This is a genomic window from Vibrio sp. 2-2(8) (assembly GCF_963888495.1).
GTDB lineage: Bacteria > Pseudomonadota > Gammaproteobacteria > Enterobacterales > Vibrionaceae > Vibrio > Vibrio anguillarum.
In genome coordinates, this window is the sequence record NZ_CAWPJM010000044.1 from 201680 (window position 1) to 217530 (window position 15851).

Here is a 15851-nt window from a genome sequence, read left to right on the forward strand (position 1 = left end):
TAAAAGGGGATACCGTGAGTGCAAAACACTCACGGACCAAAAGATAAATAAGTGGGCTTGGCTTAGTGGATGTAGAAACGTGGGTTTGCCGTTCCCCAAATCGTATACAGTTCAGGGAATATGAGCTCTGCATTTTCTTCCAGCTCACTGACAGTGATTCGGCCTTGCTTTTGCGCGCCAAACAAGGTGACTTCCTGATTAGGAAGGACGCCTTTCACATCGGTTACGTCAACCAATGTGGTGTTCATTGAGGTTACTCCAACCACCTTTGCTCGTTGACCGTTAATCAATACGTCACCGCGATTGCCCATTTTTCTTGGGTAACCATCTGAATAGCCAACAGGCAGATTTGCCAAAACACTCTCTTTGGTTACGCGGTATGTACTGTCATAGCCAACAGTGCTTCCTTTAGGAAGATGATGCAATGACGCAATACGTGTTTTGAATGAGACGATTGACGGATATTCCGGGTTAGTTGGTAAGTCGCCATACAGGACGCCGCCAGGACGTACCATATCGAGTTGTGCTTCCGGTACATTGAGAGCAGTGTAGGAGTTGGCAACATGCAAAATCAGTTCATCGCGTTTTAGGTTTGCTTGCTGAATCAACCAAGCTGAATTGGTATTAAAACTGGCCAACTTGCTGCGGATTTCGTCTGGATTGTAATTGGGGAAATGAGTCATTATCCCAACAATTTGTATGTCACTTTGAGTAGCAATCGCAATCGATTCTTGTTTTCCTGCATCGGTTGACATATCGATACCATTGCGTCCCATACCGCCATCATTTAATGCCAAATGTACTCTTATCGTTTTACCTTTTTGCTGGCTTAGCTGAGCGAGTTGCTCAGCTTGTATTTTACTACCGATTAGCTCTTCGATATCTAACTCGACACTTTGTGCGATTTCATCAATGCTCGCAGAGCGAACACGCATCAACTGGCCTTTAAACCCGCTCTCACGTACGGCTCTAGCCTCTGCATTACTGGTAATTGCGATACAAGGGATCCCTTGCGCGAGAATAGTTGGCATTAAACCGCGAATACCGTTGCCGTAAGCATCAGCCTTCATCACGGCGCAAATTTTAGTTTGGCTGTTGATGTGGCTCTTAAACTGCTCAATATTTTGTTTGAATTGGCCAAGATCGATCTCAAGCCAAGTATTGGATTGCTGAATTTCTTGTATAGAAGGCTCACTGACGTTAAGGCTTAAAGGTGCAGAAGTCGCTGAAAAAGAGGGTAAAGCCATGGCAATTGACAGTGTAAGAAAAGAGGCTTTGAAATTCATTCTATCTCCTAGGTAAGTAAAAACAAGAAAGCCCCGTTAGGGGCTGACTCTATTTTAGTTAAGTTTGAAACGCCCCATTGCGTCTTGCAATGTGACCGATAATTGACTGAGTTCGTGGCAAGCTTGCGCCGTTTGTTCTGAACCCTGCGCGACTTCTTGTGACGCCGTATGAATATTTTCAATGTTGCGGCTTAGTTCATCGGCAACTGAATCTTGTTCACTACAAGCGCTGGCGATTTGTGTTCCCATATCCGCAATTTGAGCTACTGAGTTTTCAATTGAAACCATCAATTGCTGCGAGTGGGTTCCTTGAACGACGCAAGAGTCAATGCTGACGCGCGAACGTTCGGTTGCTTCTTTTGCTTCGCCTGCCATGGTTTGTAATTTTTCAATAATGGTTGTGATTTCGCCAGTTGAAGCTTGAGTTCTTCCCGCAAGGGTGCGCACTTCATCGGCAACAACAGCAAAGCCTCGGCCAGATTCACCAGCGCGGGCTGCTTCAATCGCAGCGTTCAGTGCCAATAGGTTTGTTTGCTCAGCGATGTTACGAATAACGTCAAGTACCACGTTAATTTGTGTGGATTGTTGTTCTAAATTTGCAACGGTTTCGCCAGCCTGACCAATAATTGTAGCCACTTGTTGAATGGAGCTCACCATCGCGGCATTGTCTGTCGCACCCTCTTTGGCTTTAGTGTTGGCACTACTTGCTTGTGATGCTGAGTCTTCCGTGTTGCGTGCTACATCGGCCACTGCGGCTTTCATTTGCGTCATCGCTGTTGCGACTTGTGTGATCTGATATTGCTGCTCTTTCATACCTTGAGCTGAGATATTGGAGATTTGACTCATCTCTTCCACAGCACTACTCAGTTGTGTTACAGCGGAGATGATCTCTTCGATCAGTTGACGTAAATTGTTCTGCATCTTTTGTGAGGCATCGGCAAGTTCACCTAATTCGTCATTGCCAATAGCATTACGATCGATCTGTTTTGCTAAGTTACCTTCTGCAATCGCGTTTGCTTGGTCAACAACTAATCGTAAAGGTCCACAAATTATGCGAGTCAAGAAGAGGGTGATAATGACCATGACGACGATAATCGAAACATTACTGATACTTGATGAAGTGTTCAGTGTGTCAACTGCTTTAAGAATATAGCTTTTGTTGCCATCCATTGCTTTTTGCAAGATGCCAATCAGCGTTTTTATGTCGGCTTCAATTTTCGTGAAAGTTTCAAGCGATTGATTCAGTAGTTTGTGGGCATCGCTTTTATTATTGCTTTCTAAAGCCTGATTAAACTGAGTCACAATGTTTATATAACTATCCCAGTTACTCATCAGTTTTCTAAATGTCTGCTCTTCTTCGCCTGGCCAAACACTTTTACCATACTGTTTTAAACCTGCATCAACCTCTTGTTGTAATTGACGGCTAGTCACTAGGCGTTGTTTCACTTCGTTTATATCATCGGTGAGCAAGGAAGCAAACTGCGTACGACGCCAATAGGAAAGTTTATCTCCCATAGAATCTACGTGTTGTAGTGCAGGCAGTGTATCGTCGGCAAAATTCACCAACTGACTTTTGACTTCTTGGAGTTCGCTATATAAAAACCAAGCGAAGAGGATGTTGATTAAAGCGATGAGGCTAAATGAGCCTGCAATTTTCTGTCTGATGGATAGATTTTTTAAAAACATGAATGAGTTACCTTTGATTGTTTTTGTCAAAAGTCGCTTGAGCGAACAACATCCATTTACCGACAATGTGATCTACATCCTAATTGGTCGCGGATATTATCATGTTATCTATAAATTGACGATACCTATACTATTAAAGTAGCAGATGTTTGATTGTGCAAAGATAAAACGATTAATTTTAATGATGTGAGGGTGGTTGATTATTGGTTTAACACCTAAGAGTGGTGAGAGGATTTGCAAGCGACCCCTCATTCTGAGTATTTGCCTTAGTGGTAATCGTTGTTCATTGATCTAACACCAAACTTTTTGCTGAGTAACTGTAACATAATGGCAACGTTGTTCGAGATTCAAGTACACCTCTAATTATCGTTTCTATGAGTACTCAGGAAGAGTTTATATGGTGCGTCCTTACTTAAAATTTATCATCCCTATTTTAGTTCCATTACTTATTTTATTGTTGCCTATGACCGCTTTCCCTTTTGAAGGGATGACCGTAATACAGCAGCGAGTGATTGCCATCTTTTTGCTTGCCGCTCTTTGTTGGGTATTTGAACCGATCCCAATCTATGCCACATCGGTAGTCGTGATCGTGCTAGAGCTCCTAATGGTATCGGATAAAGGTATCTGGTTTATGAGGCTTGCTGAGGGAGAAGCTCATTTTGGTGGCTTGCTAAAACATACTGATATCATGGCGACGTTTGCCAGCCCAATTATTATGTTGTTTTTGGGTGGCTTTTTCTTAGCCATGGCCGCCACTAAGTATCGCTTGGATGTCAACCTTGCACGAGTGCTGCTCAAACCATTTGGCCAGAATCCCAAGTATGTCATGTTAGGCTTGATGTTAATTACTGGCATCTTCTCGATGTTTATGTCCAATACCGCAACAACAGCGATGATGCTTTCCATCTTAACGCCAGTCATCGCAGTGTTTGGCCCAAAAGATCCAGGGCGAATTGCTTTTGCTTTGTGTATTCCGGTCGCCGCTAATATTGGCGGTATAGGTACGCCAATAGGTACTCCTCCCAATGCGATCGCATTGAAATATCTGGTCGGTGAAAATTTAATTACCTTTGGTGAATGGATGGCCTTTGGGGTGCCGTTTGTGATCATAATGATGGCACTCGCGTGGGTATTGATTAGCGCCATGTTTAAAGCAGAGCAACAAAAAATTGAATTGACCATTAAAGGTAAATTTTTAAAAACACCAAAAGCCATCATTGTGTATGTCACCTTTGCTCTAACCATTCTTCTTTGGTTGATGGGCTCAACCCATGGTATGAACTCTTATACTGTTGCACTGATACCTGTGGCTGTCTTTTCTCTTACTGGCATCATCAACAAAGAAGATCTAAAGAAAATTTCTTGGGATGTGTTGTGGTTAGTGTCTGGTGGTATTGCGCTAGGACTTGCATTAGACAAAACGGGGTTAGCGCAACTAGTGGTGAACAGCATTCCTTTTGCACAGTATTCACCTTACGTTGTTTTATTTGGTGCGGCATTTTTGTGTCTCATTATGGCCAATTTTATGTCACATACCGCCACCGCGAACTTATTAATGCCGATTATGGCCGCGCTTGGTGCTTCAATGACTTCGCTTACTCCATTAGGTGGAGAAATCACGTTGATTCTCGTGGTTACCTTTGCTGCATCTCTTGGTATGTCATTACCTATCAGTACACCACCTAATGCGTTGGCGCATGCTACCGGGCAGGTTCAAAGTAACCAAATGGCTAAAGTAGGGGTTGTCCTCGGTGTGATTGGGGTGCTGCTCAGTTTTGTTATGGTTTGGTTACTTCATGCGGTTGGTCATATCGGTTAGGTAGCATTATGTCGGATAAAAGACTTGTTGCACTCATTGATCGTTATTTTCGCCATCCTGAACGGATGGTGAAACTGCCTTCGGGAAGTATTGTCATTGAGCAAGAAGGTTATAATGATCGACTCTATTTCGTATGGTCGGGAGAATTGAGTGGCTATTACAATGAAAAAGGCGATAAACCGATAAAAGTTTTTTCAGCCGGTGCTGGTGCTTTTATTGGCGTGCACAGTTTTTTTTCTGGTGAATGGATAGCTTCTTCAACAGTGGTGGCTGAATCTACGGTAGAGCTTGCCTGGATCGACCGAACTACGGCTGTTTTAGAAGAAGATCAATATGGACCTTTAACCGCCCAGTTTACCCCCGTTATTGTGAATGAATTATCCCGCCGTCAACGACGCGCAACTCAAGAATCAGTGGCAAAAGAAAAAGCATTAGAAAGGTTATATTCGGCTGAGCAAATGACGACCTTGGGCCAGTTAGCGGCGGGCATTGCCCATGAATTGAACAATGCCATCGGGGTAGTGAGTAGCAAATCTGAGCGATTAGAAGTACTGTTTATGGAGCTACTCGAAGAGGTTCATCCTGAAGCGAGCCTCTTTTTCGATTTTGGCTTGATGTATGGTCAGAAAGTATCGTCAAACGAAGCTAGAAGGCGAGGTGCTCTTTTCGAAAAGCAATACGCCCTGCCTAAAAATGTGGCAAGAGATTTAGCAAAAGCGGTTCCAGAAGACTACTTATCTTCGCACTGGCTGAAAAATCCACATTTAGCTATCCGTTATTGGCAAATGGGCCGTGACTTGCATGATTTACGTTTGGCCTCTAAACATACTGTTGGCATTGTTAAATCAGTAAAACAACTGGGCCGAACTGAAATTAATCAAGATGAAGAGTTCGATATTAACGATACGATCAATCGAGCATTGGCGCTATTACAGAGTGATTTACGACGTGTCAGTGTTCGTATTAGGCCTGCTGCGTTACCCTTATTTAAAGGATCTCAGACAGAGCTGGTACAAATTTGGGTAAACATCATCAAAAATGCCTGTGATGCGATGGCTAACATAGCAGAGCCAATGATAGAGATACAAACCAAATTAAGTAAACAACGTATATTGGTAATCATTGCTAATAACGGTCCTGAAATTAACGAAGCCACTAGACGGAAAATATTCCAACCAAGCTTCACCACCAAAAAAGGAGGGTTGTCGTTTGGTTTGGGACTAGGGTTATCAATAGTGAAACGCATTGTTTCTGGGTATGGTGGAAATGTCGTACTCAAAAGTGACAATGAAAGAACAATATTTAGAATTAAATTACCCACGGAGAGCGATTATGGAGAAGCTTAATATCATTTGTGTCGATGATCAAAGGGAAGTATTAAGTGCGATACTGCAAGATCTTCAACCACTCACTTCTTGGTTGAATATTGAAGATTGTGAATCGGCTTATGAAGTATTGGATCTAATGGATGAGTTTGACGAACAAGGTGAGCATATTGCGCTGCTGATGTCAGATCATGTGATGCCAGGAAAGACAGGAGTCGAATTATTAACCGAGGTCGCAGCAGATTCCAGATTTAAGAAAACAAAGAAAATTCTGTTAACAGGGCAAGCAACACACACAGATACGATCAATGCGATTAACACTGCAGGTATAAATAGGTATTTTGAGAAACCGTGGAATGCAAAAGAGCTGGTAGATTGTGTTCGCACTTTAGTAACAGAATTCATCTTTGAAGTAGGCTTAGATTATAAAGACTATCACAACGAACTAGATCAGAAAATAGTGCTAGCAAAACTGAGATAAGTGAATAATGCCCAAATAACTTTAACGGCGGCTATTAAAGTGTTTGGGTATTAATCGATGATATTAAAATGGCCAATAAGCTTGTCATCAGCATTCAATATTTGTCCTTGAGAAGATTCTTCATCATAAATAAAATTGAGATGAAGAGTGTCTAAATTGCAATTTATCTGACTTAATATATGACGTGTCAATATGTCACTATTAAGTTGATGAATAGTCGCATTCCAAGAGCAATGTTTAATATTAAAATGAATATTCATAGTGAGCGTAATTTTTGTGTTGCTTTAGATTTAGCAAACCAAAAACGCTTTCTACCAGTTGTACGAGACATAGTAGATCTCCTTTGTAAAAATGAAAATATTACATAGATAGAAATAGGATTGTCAAAACGGTTTATGCAAAAATGGCTGAATGTTCGAACGGGATAAGCAGAGGGAACGGAGCAGAAGTTTGAGCGATAACGTTGATAACTATAATTTATAATCTAGGTAAAAATAAGAGCGCTGGCGTGGTGCCAACGCTCACACATTCATGCGAAATTATTCAGCACGTACGTTAGCAGCTTGAGGACCTTTAGCACCTTGTTCTACAACAAAAGATACTTTTTGGCCTTCTGCTAAAGTTTTGAAACCTTCAGAAGCGATAGCGCGGAAGTGTACGAATACATCTGGACCGCCGTTGCTTTGAGAAATGAAACCAAAACCTTTAGTTTCGTTGAACCATTTTACAGTGCCAGTAGTAGTGTTAGACATGTTATGTCCCTTATAAAAATAAAAAATTTTAAAATACAGGTGTTGCTTTGAGACGAATTATTTAAATGAGACCATGAAACTAGAGGACACTTTGAATTGAATCTGAAAGGGAACTTTGGCTTACTTGTTACATTAATAACCCTGTTCAACAGAGCGGACACATAATCGCATGGTCCTCAATCAAAGTAAAGCATTTATTTTAAAATAATTGAGCATTAGGAATCTGAGCAGGTTATTCGTGTTTTTTGTTACTTTTCAAACCATTTTTAGTCAACATTATCAGTGATAAGGCTCTGCCTATCTTTGGGGTTTTTGTCTTTTGTTTTTAATATCAATCAGTTATGTTTCATGTGTTTTTAATTTCTATAATTTGTGTGGCTATTTATTTTCTATTTTATCAATTTATAGGAAAGGTGACATAGGTCACGCCTGTTCCTTGTCTAAATTGACTACTGTCAAGTTGACATCCCTCTTTGGGGGTATGATTTCCTTATGGAATACGATGCGCATCACATAAATGCAACGTGTTCTGTCAAAACCACATCCGTTGAGATTTGTGAGGAATAATGAATATTAAAAAAAGAATGATAGTGGGAGTTCTTGCTATTGGGGTGCTGCTCGGTTGGTTAAGCCTTGGAGGGACTCATGTCATCTTAGAAAAAACGTCGAGTACGGAATTTTGTCTCTCTTGTCATACTATGCAAGCACCCTTTCAGGAGTATCAAGGCTCGGTACACTTTAGCAATGCCAAAGGCATCCGTGCAGAATGCGCTGATTGCCATATCCCCACTGATACTATGGATTATTTAGTCACTAAAATCAGGGCGTCCAAAGATATCTATCATGAGTTCATTACCAAGAAGATCAGCACACCTGAAAAGTATGAAGCGCATCGAGCCGAGATGGCTGAAACTGTCTGGGCGCAATTAAAAGCGAACGATTCTGCGACCTGTCGTTCATGTCACAGTGAAGATGCGATGGAGATTTACGACCAAACGGTGCAAGCACAAAAAATGCATCAGTACGGTATCGACAATAATCAAACCTGTATTGATTGCCATAAAGGTGTGGCGCACATGCTTCCTGAAGTCAAAATGGACAGCCAAGCATTAGCCCATTTAGTCGAAGAGGCTAAGTTAACCCCTGTGGGCACTTCTATTGTTTATGCGATGCAATCTACGCCCATTTCTGATTTCGGAACGATCAATCCAGCGACGCCGCTGAAAGTATTGAATGAAAGCGATGGCAAACGCACCGTTGAATTGAGTGGTTATCAGATGCAAGGTGCAGAACAAGTCTTGTATATGGGTGAAGGTAAGCGTGCTGTGATTGCTATGTTAACTGAAGCAGGGCAAAAAGCATTGAGCGTAAAAGAGTATAACGAAGATGCCTACGGAAATCAGTGGCGTCAAGTAACACTTGCCGGGGACATCGACACGCCAGTGTTGGGTAAAATGGATTCGCTTTGGGCATACGCTGAGCAATTGGACAATGTTTACTGTTCAACATGTCATGCCAAAATTCCGAGTAACCATTTTACGGTTAACGCGTGGCCTTCTGTGGCAAAAAGTATGGGGGACCGTACCTCTATTTCCGCAGAGGATCTAGAAATCCTCACGAAATATTTCCAATACAATGCGAAAGATGTTGTTGCCCAATAAAAAATGAAATAAGGATTCAGTGATGACTACTCTCACACGTCGAAGTTTTCTAAAAAGCGCTGGTGCAACTGCAGGTGCGGTCGCTATTTTTTCGGTTAAACCCATGCCAGTTCTCGCTTCCGCACCGCGAGGAGCTGGTGTACTGACTGCTGGGCGTTGGGGCGCTATGCTGGTTGAAGTTAAGGATGGGAAAATTATTTCCTCCAAGAATGCATTGCCGCAAACCGTACCCAATAGTCTACAAACCTCAGCGCCAGATCAAGTGCATACTCAAGCTCGGGTCAAATACCCGATGGTGCGTAAAGGTTTTCTAGCCAATCCCCATATGCCAGATGGTAAACGAGGAGACGATGAGTTCGTCCGCGTTAGTTGGGAAAAAGCGCTGCAATTAATCCACCAACAGCATGCCCGTATTCGCACTGCTTATGGAGCCGAGTCAATTTTTGCGGGCTCTTACGGCTGGCGATCCAGTGGGATTTTACATAAAGCCCAAACCCTACTGCAACGCTATATGAGTATGGCGGGAGGTTATTCGGGTCATTTAGGTGATTATTCTACGGGTGCTGCGCAAGTCATCATGCCTTACGTTGTAGGCTCAATAGAAGTGTATGAACAACAAACAACTTACCCTGTTGTACTTGAAAGTAGTGATGTTGTGGTGCTTTGGGGGCTTAACCCTATTAATACACTGAAAATAGCATGGAGCAGTACCGACGGCGCGGGGCTTGAGTTTTTTAATCAACTCAAACATTCTAAAAAAACCATTATCGCTATCGATCCTATGCGTTCGGAAACCATCGAATTTTTTGGTGAAAACGCTCAGTGGATTGCACCGCATCCTGGTACTGACGTTGCGATGATGTTGGGGATCGCCCACTCATTAGTTGAAAAGGGCCAACATAACCTCGAATTTTTGAATAAATACACCGCTGGTTACGACAAGTTTGAAGCTTATCTGCTAGGTCATTCTGATGGCACGCCAAAGACAGCACAATGGGCTGAGGCAATTTGTGGCGTTCCTGCCAAACAACTAGAGCTATTGGCTGATATTTTTAGCAAAAATAGAACTATGATCATGGCTGGTTGGGGAATCCAACGTCAGCAATATGGTGAACAAAAACACTGGATGCTTGTCACTCTGGCTGCAATGCTAGGGCAGATCGGTTTACCCGGTGGTGGGTTTGGTTTTTCATATCACTATTCCAATGGTGGTAACCCTACGCGGACTGCGGGTGTTTTACCTGCTATATCAGCGGCCATTGATGGTGGTTCATCTGCGGGTAATGATTGGGCCGTTTCTGGAGCAGTAAATAGTTTTCCTGTGGCTCGTATTGTAGAAGCGTTGGAAAACCCATCCGGTCAATATCAACACAACGGGCATGAGAAAACGTTTCCTAACATCAAAATGATCTGGTGGGCGGGCGGTGCAAACTTTACTCATCACCAAGATACCAACCGTTTGATTAAAGCGTGGCAAAAGCCGGAACTCATCGTTATCTCTGAGCCTTATTGGACTGCGGCCGCAAAACACGCTGATATTGTACTGCCCATCACGACGTCATTTGAGCGTAATGATCTCACCATGACAGGGGATTATAGCAATCAACATTTAGTGCCGATGAAACAAGCAATTGAGCCTCAATTTGAAGCGCGAAATGATTTTGATGTATTTGCTGATATGGCGGAGCTGTTAAAACCGGGCGGACGTGCAGTGTATACGGAAAATAAATCCGAAATGGAATGGTTGGCTGGTTTCTATAAAGGAGCTCAAGCTATCGGTCGCCAGAATCGGATTGCAATGCCTAACTTCAGCTATTTTTGGAAACAAAATCAGCTCATTGAGATGAAATGGAACGAAGCGAACGCGAAGTTTGTTCGTTATTCCTCTTTCAGAGAGGATCCTATCCTGAACCCTCTTGGTACACCAAGTGGCAAGATTGAGATCTTCTCCAAAACCATCGAAGGCTTCAAATATAGCGATTGCCCGCCACATCCTATGTGGATGCCGCCAACGGAGTGGGTAGGGAATGCTCAAGCCGATGAACTGCAATTGATGACATCGCATGCGGCTCATCGTCTCCATAGCCAGTTAAACTACGCGGCACTACGCGAGCAATATGCGATAGCAAACCGTGAACCGATCTGGATTCATCCAGAAGATGCAAAAGTTCGAGGGATTAAAGATGGCGATCTTGTTCGTGCTTATAATCAACGTGGCCAAGTCTTAGTTGGCGCGCTGATCACGGATGGAATTAAGCAAGGTTCGGTCTGTATTCATGAAGGGGCATGGCCTGATTTTGATAAACCTCATGGTTTATGTAAAAACGGAGGATGCAACGTACTGACCGCTGACATACCTACTTCAAGGTTAGCCAATGGCTGTGCTGGTAACTCTTCAATTGTGAAAATAGAGAAATATACAGGAGAGCCACTTCCTCTAACCGCATTCACACCGCCCAAAGGCGCGTAAAAGCAAAAAGGCCACTAGATGAGAGTGGCCTTTACTTTTTAATCAGAGAGTCGTAGTCAGTGAGTAATATCAGCTCGCCGCGATTTTGTTTGTTCTACGAGGTCTATTTTGTCCAGCCGATCCGCTTCTCGTGGGTTGGTTTGCACTTGGTTTGTTGCTGTTTGAACGAGTGGAATTGGCCGCTTTCGGCTTTCTGTCATTAGTTTTGGTATTCGCGCTTATGCTGTGACCTTTTGCTACATCACCAGAGCGCTGTCCGTCATTATGTTCTGGTTTGTTCTTTTTCGGCTTTTTCGCTTTAATCGGTTGTAGCGAAGGAGATGCCGGTAATTTGTTCACTGGCGCAAAGCCTTCAACCTCAATTCGTTCTAGTAAATTTTGGGTAAGGCGCTCAATGGCAAACATGTCTTTTGCTTCATCGGCGCAGACCAAAGAGATCGCATTGCCTTCAGCGCCTGCGCGGCCTGTACGGCCAATTCGGTGAACATAATCTTCAGGGACGTTAGGCAATTCAAAGTTTACCACTTGTGGTAATTGGTCAATATCAATGCCGCGAGCGGCAATATCCGTTGCTACTAAAATGCGGATCTCACCACTTTTAAAATTGGCCAATGCCTTAGTACGTGCGCCTTGACTTTTGTTGCCATGAATAGCGGCGGCGCTGATGCCACTGCCTTCAAGTTGTGCGGTTAAGCGATTAGCGCCGTGTTTAGTTCGTGTAAATACCAACGCTTGTTGCCAATTATTTTCTTTGATTAGTTGAATCAATAGCGCTGGTTTTTTCGCTTTATCTACAGGATGCACCCACTGTTTGACGGTTTTGGCGGTACTATTGCGTGGCGTAACCGAAATCTCGACTGGGTTGTTAACTAACCCTTTCGCAAGTTGGCGAATTTCATCAGAGAAAGTGGCCGAAAAGAGTAGGTTTTGACGTTTTGCTGGCAGCAGTGCAAGGATCTTTTTAATGTCACGAATGAAGCCCATGTCTAACATGCGATCCGCTTCGTCTAAGACCAAAATTTCTAATTGGTTAAATTTAATCGCATTTTGGTTGTATAAATCCAGCAGTCGACCCGGTGTCGCGACCAAAATATCTACTCCACGACGCATTTTCATCATCTGTGGGTTAACTTTCACACCGCCGAAAATAACTTCAGAGCGTAGTGGAAGGTTTTGTCCGTAAGTTGCCACGTTGTCGGCAACTTGCGCCGCTAATTCACGTGTCGGCGTCAGAATTAATGCACGCACTTGGTTGGGGCCTACTTTTGGGCCTTTAACTAATAGATCCAAAATGGGCAGGGTAAATCCTGCTGTTTTCCCGGTACCTGTCTGGGCCGCTGCCATCACATCTTTGCCTTCAAGAACGGCTGGAATAGCTTGCGCCTGAATTGGCGATGGTGTTTCGTAACCTTGAGAAGCAACGGCTTTCAGGATGGCATGGGATAAACCCAGAGAGGCAAAACTCATTAAAATGTCTCGATATGTAAATAAGGAAGTGATCCGCATCACGTTGCGGAAAGGCGCAAGCATACAGTAGTCACAGCAAAAGTGCTACGGAATGTCTCTGTTTGCCACTTGTCAGTAACAAATAGTGCGTATTTTCTTCCGAGAACATTAGAATTATTAATTTCAATGTAACCGGTTTCCGAAACCGGTTACATTTTTACGATAATCGTTTATGATGTCACGCAAAGTAGCAAAGCGATGATGTATTTCTATACAACGTGTCCACATGGCGTGAAATAGCATATTAGATCGACATAAGGGTACATTGAGTCAGCAAATAAAGACGAGGTAGATGACGATGGCAACGAATGGTTTTCCAAAAGATTTTTTATGGGGTGGGGCTGTAGCAGCACATCAAGTTGAAGGTGGATGGAACCAAGGTGGAAAAGGAGTCAGCATTGTCGATGTGCTCTCAAAAGGAGCGCATGAAGTACCTAGGGTGATGACCTCCGGTGTGGATGCAAATTATTTCTATCCTAATCATGAAGCCGTTGATTTTTATAGTCATTACAAAGGTGACATTGCACTTTTTGCTGAGATGGGTTTTAAATGTTTTAGAACCTCAATTGCTTGGACTCGTATTTTTCCACAAGGTGACGAAGTCTCGCCCAATGAAGCAGGGCTACAATTTTATGATGATCTTTTTGATGAATTGCTGAAATACGGCATTGAGCCAGTTATTACGCTTTCGCATTTTGAGATGCCATTCCACCTTGTACAACAATACGGGGGATGGGCAAATCGCAAGCTTGTGGATTTCTTCGTTAACTTTAGCCAAGTGGTGATGGAGCGTTATAAACAGAAAGTGAAATACTGGATTACCTTCAATGAGATCAATAACCAGCGAAATTGGGAATTCCCACTGTTTGGCTACTGTAACTCAGGGGTGATCTTCACTGAACATGACAACCCAGAGCAGGTGATGTACCAAGTCATGCATCACCAATTTATTGCCAGTGCTTTAGTGGTCGATCTCGGTCATAAGATCAACCCTCAATTTCAAATGGGTAGCATGATTCATATGATGCCGCTTTATCCCGCGTCGTGTCGTCCAGAAGATATGATCCGCTCTCAAGAAATGATGAGAGAGAAATACTTGTTCAGCGATGTGCAAGTTCGTGGTTATTATCCAAGCTATATTTGGCGTGAATGGGAGCGAAAATCGATAACCGTTGATATGCTCGATGGCGATGAAGCGATACTGCGTAAGGGTTGTGCCGACTACCTTGCGATCAGCTATTACATGACGAATATTGTCTCGGATGATCGCAACGCTGAAGGTGAAACAACCAGTTTATTTAAACAAAGTCGCTTAAACCCTTATCTCACAGCGTCTGATTGGGGATGGCAAATTGACCCGGTAGGGCTTCGCTACGCGCTTTCTGAATTGTATGAACGCTACCAGAAACCGATTTTTATTGTCGAAAATGGTTTTGGGGCGATCGATGAAGTCGATGAGCAAGGCCAAGTGCAAGACGATTATCGGATTGAGTATTTACAAGCACATATACGAGAAGTGAAGAAGGCCATTGCTATAGACGGCGTTGATGTCATGGGCTACACCCCTTGGGGCTGCATCGATTGTGTGTCGTTCACCACTGGTGAATATAAAAAACGTTACGGTTTCATTTATGTAGACAAACACGATGATGGTTCTGGTTCAATGGCTCGCAGTAAAAAGAAAAGCTTTTACTGGTATCAGTCCGTGATCAAAACCAATGGCGAACAATTATAAACGTGGAATGACAATAATAATTGTTGATTGAGAGCGTTCATCCAGCTTAGGAAATTAGGTAAACTCCCTCGGCTTCCAAGAGTCGGGGGTTTTTATTAGGAGTCACCATGGCGACAATCAATGACGTTTGTAAAGCAGCGGGCGTGTCTAAAGCCACCGTATCGCGCGTACTCAATCAAACTGGCCAAGTAAAAGCAAGTACGCGAGAAGCCGTTTTACAAGCCATGTCCACCTTGGGTTATCAACCTAATGTGTTGGCGCAAGCATTAGCCACAAACAGTGCAAATGCGATTGGGCTGATACTTCCTCAGTTTCAAGGGAGTTATTTTGGCAGCTTATTGCATCAAGCAGCACAAGGTGCCGAGCAAGCACGTAAGACCTTACTTGTCATGGACAGTCACGATAACGCGGCAGGCGAATTAGCAGCAGTGCGCTCATTGCTCACTCAGCGTTGTGACGCCATCATGCTTTACAGCCGCCATTTGTCGAATCATGAGCTGGCATCATTGCAATCTGATGTTTCAGTGCCACTGATAGTACTCAATCGAACCTTGGAAGAAGTCGGTTTACATAGTTTTGGTTTTGAGCAGCATCAAGCCGCTTCTTTAGCGATTAATCACTTGCTTGAACTTGGCCATCGCCGCATTGCTTGCATCACTAGCCCTTTGGACAGTGATACAGGACAACAGCGATTTGCTGCTTACCAGTCAGGCTTGCAGCAGACTGGTATTAAGCTCAATCACACGCTCGTTGTTGAAGGTGATAATTCTATGCTGGCGGGTTATGTCGCGGTTCAACGGTTATTAGAACAACAGAGTGAGTTCAGCGCTATTTTTGCCTGTAACGATGATATGGCACTAGGAGCAATGCGCGCACTTTACGAACATGCCATTTTGGTACCTAATCAGGTCTCTGTGATGGGGATTGATGATGAGCCTGCGGCTGCGTATTCGGTGCCCAATCTCTCAACAATATCGCTTCCCATTGAGCAACTGACGAAGGACGCAGTAGCCTTAGCCCTACAATTGGCTGAAGGGAAGGGCTCGGATGATGCCAAGATACATCGCTATCTAGGTAAGCTAGTGCTTCGAGAATCAACGTGCGCACCTTAAGAGGCCTCGCAGATTAAT

The 15851-nt window shown here is 43.4% G+C and carries 12 protein-coding genes; 7 read left to right on the forward strand and 5 right to left on the reverse strand.

Annotated features, from left to right (window positions below; all coding sequences use genetic code 11):
- Positions 1 to 62: 62 nt before the first annotated feature.
- Positions 63 to 1286, reverse strand: a complete 1224-nt coding sequence (gene alr, locus AACV12_RS12070; RefSeq protein WP_170900387.1) for an alanine racemase — start codon at positions 1284 to 1286, stop codon at positions 63 to 65.
- A gap of 54 nt (positions 1287 to 1340) precedes the next feature.
- On the reverse strand, positions 1341 to 2972 hold the full coding sequence (locus tag AACV12_RS12075; protein ID WP_026027984.1) for a methyl-accepting chemotaxis protein: 1632 nt from the start codon (positions 2970 to 2972) through the stop codon (positions 1341 to 1343).
- Between the two features lie 400 nt (positions 2973 to 3372).
- Here AACV12_RS12075 and AACV12_RS12080 point away from each other — a divergent pair, with 400 nt between their 5' ends.
- The 3 genes from AACV12_RS12080 to AACV12_RS12090 are packed head-to-tail and all read left to right on the forward strand — an operon-like array spanning position 3373 to position 6597.
- Positions 3373 to 4791, forward strand: coding sequence for a DASS family sodium-coupled anion symporter (locus AACV12_RS12080; RefSeq protein ID WP_170900434.1), 1419 nt, complete (start codon positions 3373 to 3375; stop codon positions 4789 to 4791).
- An 8-nt stretch (positions 4792 to 4799) separates the two neighbouring features.
- The gene (locus AACV12_RS12085; RefSeq protein WP_170900388.1) at positions 4800 to 6137 is read left to right on the forward strand and encodes an ATP-binding protein; all 1338 of its coding nucleotides are present in this window, start codon (positions 4800 to 4802) and stop codon (positions 6135 to 6137) included.
- Positions 6124 to 6597 carry a response regulator gene (locus tag AACV12_RS12090; RefSeq protein WP_047689104.1) on the forward strand — a complete coding sequence of 158 codons (474 nt, stop codon included), beginning with the start codon at positions 6124 to 6126 and terminating at the stop codon, positions 6595 to 6597. Before AACV12_RS12085 ends, AACV12_RS12090 begins: the two co-directional genes overlap by 14 nt.
- A gap of 50 nt (positions 6598 to 6647) precedes the next feature.
- Here the strand turns inward: AACV12_RS12090 and AACV12_RS12095 are convergent, their stop codons facing one another.
- Both AACV12_RS12095 and cspE read right to left on the reverse strand, forming a co-directional pair.
- Complete coding sequence (locus tag AACV12_RS12095) at positions 6648 to 6857, reverse strand: hypothetical protein (protein ID WP_013856790.1); 210 nt, start codon at positions 6855 to 6857, stop codon at positions 6648 to 6650.
- Between the two features lie 279 nt (positions 6858 to 7136).
- Positions 7137 to 7349 (reverse strand): transcription antiterminator/RNA stability regulator CspE, encoded by a 213-nt coding sequence (gene cspE / locus AACV12_RS12100; RefSeq protein ID WP_010317961.1) that lies wholly within the window; start codon positions 7347 to 7349, stop codon positions 7137 to 7139.
- Positions 7350 to 7915: 566 nt separating this feature from the next.
- On the opposite strand from cspE, the gene AACV12_RS12105 reads away from it, so the two are divergent.
- Positions 7916 to 9010, forward strand: coding sequence for a NapC/NirT family cytochrome c (locus AACV12_RS12105; protein ID WP_017044754.1), 1095 nt, complete (start codon positions 7916 to 7918; stop codon positions 9008 to 9010).
- A gap of 22 nt (positions 9011 to 9032) precedes the next feature.
- Complete coding sequence (locus AACV12_RS12110) at positions 9033 to 11480, forward strand: trimethylamine-N-oxide reductase 2 (protein ID WP_017050542.1); 2448 nt, start codon at positions 9033 to 9035, stop codon at positions 11478 to 11480.
- A 69-nt stretch (positions 11481 to 11549) separates the two neighbouring features.
- On the opposite strand, the gene AACV12_RS12115 is transcribed toward AACV12_RS12110, so the two are convergent.
- Positions 11550 to 13010 carry a DEAD/DEAH box helicase gene (locus tag AACV12_RS12115; protein WP_017042471.1) on the reverse strand — a complete coding sequence of 487 codons (1461 nt, stop codon included), beginning with the start codon at positions 13008 to 13010 and terminating at the stop codon, positions 11550 to 11552.
- 274 nt (positions 13011 to 13284) lie between these two features.
- Here AACV12_RS12115 and AACV12_RS12120 point away from each other — a divergent pair, with 274 nt between their 5' ends.
- Both AACV12_RS12120 and AACV12_RS12125 read left to right on the forward strand, forming a co-directional pair.
- Positions 13285 to 14721 (forward strand): 6-phospho-beta-glucosidase, encoded by a 1437-nt coding sequence (locus AACV12_RS12120; protein ID WP_026028850.1) that lies wholly within the window; start codon positions 13285 to 13287, stop codon positions 14719 to 14721.
- A gap of 107 nt (positions 14722 to 14828) precedes the next feature.
- Positions 14829 to 15833: a LacI family DNA-binding transcriptional regulator gene (locus AACV12_RS12125; protein ID WP_094126929.1), complete on the forward strand. Its 1005-nt coding sequence runs from the start codon at positions 14829 to 14831 to the stop codon at positions 15831 to 15833.
- Positions 15834 to 15851: the final 18 nt, after the last annotated feature.